This window comes from Clostridium acidisoli DSM 12555 (genome assembly GCF_900176305.1).
Lineage (GTDB): Bacteria > Bacillota > Clostridia > Clostridiales > Clostridiaceae > Clostridium_I > Clostridium_I acidisoli.
The window spans coordinates 1-2,474 of the sequence record NZ_FWXH01000056.1; the positions used below are offsets into that span (position 1 = coordinate 1).

Genomic DNA, 2,474 nt, shown 5'->3' on the forward strand with positions numbered 1-2,474 from the left:
CTTCCAGGTCGCCATATTAGCTGGCATAGCTCAATTGGTAGAGCAACTGACTTGTAATCAGTAGGTTATGGGTTCAATTCCTATTGCCAGCACCAAAACTTCTTAGATGAGAATTCTAAGAAGTTTTTTTGTGCTTATAAATTTGTATTAATATTAAAACAAAAGGATAAGTTAAATTCTGAGAATTAACCTATCCTTTTATTTTAATATTATTTTTGTTTAGCTAAATTAGTTTTAATTCTTATGTCGTCTCCATAAAATTTGAATAAATTGAAATTACCAAATAATCTTGATGTAATTCTTTCTGAATAAGTTCTTGAAAGTTTCTCCAGTGCGTAATTTGAGGAAACTAGCATTTTTTTATTCATTAAAAGCTTCTTATTAAGAAGATTAAATAATTCAGTAGATGAAAAGTCAGTTACCTGTTCAGTTCCTAAATCATCTAAAATTAAAAGATCACAATTTAGAAGAATGTCTTCCAAATTAGAATCATTTTCGAATTTTATTTTTTTTAGGTCGTGGATCAAATCATCAGCAGTTCTATATACAACTAGAAATCCCTTATCTAATAAGTCTTTTGCTATACAATTGGATAAAAAAGTTTTTCCTGTGCCGGAATTTCCATAAAAAAGCAAATTTGTATCTGTACTTTGGAAATTTTTTAAATAATCCATAACAAAAGGAATAATTTTATCTTCCATGTTTTTTCTTGGACTTTTAGGTTCCGAGTTTGTTTTTTGCACAGAATAGTAATTTATATTAAAATGCTCAAAATTATTTTTCTCTAATAAAGAACTATGATGTGAATTTTTATAATACAATTTTACAAGCTTTTGTTTGTAGCAGCTGCATTTAGCTGATCCAATATATCCAGTATCCTTGCATTTATTACATCTATAGTGTAGTGATACATAATCAAGAGAATAGCCGTTTGCAACTAATAATTCTGACTTTTGTACTCTTAAATTTGTAATTTCATCTTTTAAATTTTTTAAATAAGCACTTCTGTCCTCAATATCCTTAAATGAGTTCACAGCTAAGTCGATAGAGAGTTTTGCTATTTTACGTTCTAAATCAAAAACAGCAGGTAAGTTTTTTTTGATTTCTTCTCTTCTTTCTTTTAATGAGTTTGCTTCATTTTCACGAATATCAGAGTATATTTTAGAAATTTGTTCCCCGTAGCCTTTAATCATTTTTATCCCATCCTAATAATTTCTTTTCAAGTTCATCATAATCATAAGAGCGTTGCTCATAATCATTGAAATTAGTTTTAGGAGCATTTTTAACATTTGATTTATTATAAGTGCTCTTTTTTAAATCCTTAGTGTCAACATCTGTTAATGTCTTTATTCCACTTTTAAACCAATTGGTTAAAATAGCATCCATATATTTAAAATCAGCTTTATTTATCCTAGAAAAGGTTATGTCGCAGGATCTATATATTACGTCCAAAGGAAAACCATAGGAATTTATCCATTTATCTAAAAGTTGTTCTTGAGGTTTTAATACATCTGCATCCTTAATACCTAGATAGTTCAATATTTTCCTTATTTTTATCCACTTGTCCTCATGCTTTTTTATATAAGTTTGAGCATTTTCAATAGAAGTAATATTACTATCATGCCAATTTAATGCTATTTTTTCTATATATCTATAATCTGTTTTCCCCCTAGATACAGAGTATTCTATTAGCAGAAGAATTAGTTCAGGTGGAAAATTGAAATCATTTATCCAACTTATATACATGGTCATTTCTTTAGTAGAAAGAGTTCTTCCAACTAATTTTTCTATGTCTTGGAGCATATCTTTAGTTGAATTATTATCAAGTTCTCTTAAAAGATCTACATTTTCATCATTAGAAGAAATATTATCTTCAAGGTCTAAAAAATCAATACTAAAATTGCCCATGTTATCTATAGGAATGAGTTTCACTGCACCTTCATCACTCCAATAATTCCAAGCATTCATAATATCGGTTTCTAAAAGGTGAAGGGTGTTTGCAAATAGAGTTGAATCTACTCCAGGCTCTCCTGACAAACAATATTTTATTCCTAATATATATACTTTAACATATTCGCCTCGTGCTTTAGGCATGTACTTATCTATAAAAATATTACTTATGGGGGTGTAATTTCTAAGTTTATTTTTAAACATAAAAGTACTCATACTATCACCGCCTTTCAAAATTGCTTATGAAATATATAGTACATTCATATGTTTATTATAACAAAATGTAACCATAAAAATAACAAATTATTATATTATAAAGAAATAAACTTTTTGTTACGTAATAGTAATAAATTGCGCAGCACGGGTGAAGGATTTTCACCTATGATTCGCGGTGAAAAGGCTATGGATGATTTTTCTCCGCTATGCTACGAAAAATCTTTGAACGAAGGTCGCCAGTTTTCAATGAATACGTATTTATTAGCATATTAAACTATCATATTAACACCAAAGGCTACGCCTAAAAG

Annotated in this window: 2 protein-coding genes and 1 tRNA gene; 1 reads left to right on the plus strand and 2 read right to left on the minus strand. The window is 28.5% G+C overall.

The annotated features are described in order from the left end of the window. Positions 1–19: 19 nt before the first annotated feature. A tRNA-Thr gene (locus B8978_RS19300) sits at positions 20–95 on the plus strand. A 114-nt stretch (positions 96–209) separates the two neighbouring features. Here the strand turns inward: B8978_RS19300 and B8978_RS19305 are convergent. Together B8978_RS19305 and B8978_RS19310 are read right to left on the minus strand one after the other, a co-directional pair. After that, complete coding sequence (locus tag B8978_RS19305) at positions 210–1,193, minus strand: ATP-binding protein (protein WP_084117904.1); 984 nt, start codon at positions 1,191–1,193, stop codon at positions 210–212. Further along, the gene (locus tag B8978_RS19310; protein WP_084117905.1) at positions 1,186–2,166 is read right to left on the minus strand and encodes a DnaD domain protein; all 981 of its coding nucleotides are present in this window, start codon (positions 2,164–2,166) and stop codon (positions 1,186–1,188) included. The genes B8978_RS19305 and B8978_RS19310 overlap by 8 nt, the downstream gene beginning before the upstream one ends. Between the last annotated feature and the right edge of the window lie 308 nt (positions 2,167–2,474).

Bases quoted from the DNA above. Each gene is read 5' to 3' on its own strand.
- B8978_RS19305 (WP_084117904.1), bottom strand. From the start codon at position 1,193: ATGATTAAAGGCTACGGGGAACAAATTTCTAAAATATACTCTGATATT.
- B8978_RS19310 (WP_084117905.1), bottom strand. From the start codon at position 2,166: ATGAGTACTTTTATGTTTAAAAATAAACTTAGAAATTACACCCCCATA.